The 508-nt window shown below is 39.2% G+C and carries 1 pseudogene; it reads left to right on the top strand.

What is annotated here, in order from left to right:
* A pseudogene (locus R7P74_RS29685) lies at positions 1-335 on the top strand (3-deoxy-D-manno-octulosonic acid transferase); the annotation flags it as partial.
* Between the last annotated feature and the right edge of the window lie 173 nt (positions 336-508).

Below are 508 nucleotides of genomic sequence, written 5' to 3' on the forward strand. Positions count from 1 at the left end.
TAACGTTGATGGGCGCAGCGGACATCTGCTTTATGGGTGGAAGCCTAATTGGAGATAAGGTTGGTGGGCACAATGTGCTAGAGCCTGCCATGTTAGAAAAAGTCATCATTACTGGCCCCAGCTATTTCAACTTTAAGGAGATTGTTGAAAACTTACTAGCTGTGGATGGTATCTTAATTGTGCCAGACTCAACGACCCTTGCCCTAAGGACTACAGAGATCATTTCTCAACAAGATAAATATTTACTCCGAGCTTTGCATGCTAATAAATGGGCCTCATCCAATCAAGGCGCTCTAAACCGAACAATGAGCTTACTCCCCAAAAGTGATAAGTAATAACTTAATAATTAGTTTGATAAATACCTCACTTTTACTATTAAGCTTGTATGTTTTACTGTACTAAGCACTTTACCTGTTTAACTTAAAAAGAATATCCATTATGCAAAAAATTTTAGACTGTACTCTTCGCGATGGTGGCTACTATAACCACTGGGACTTTTCACCAGAAG

Source organism: Vibrio sp. 2033, from assembly GCF_033339735.1.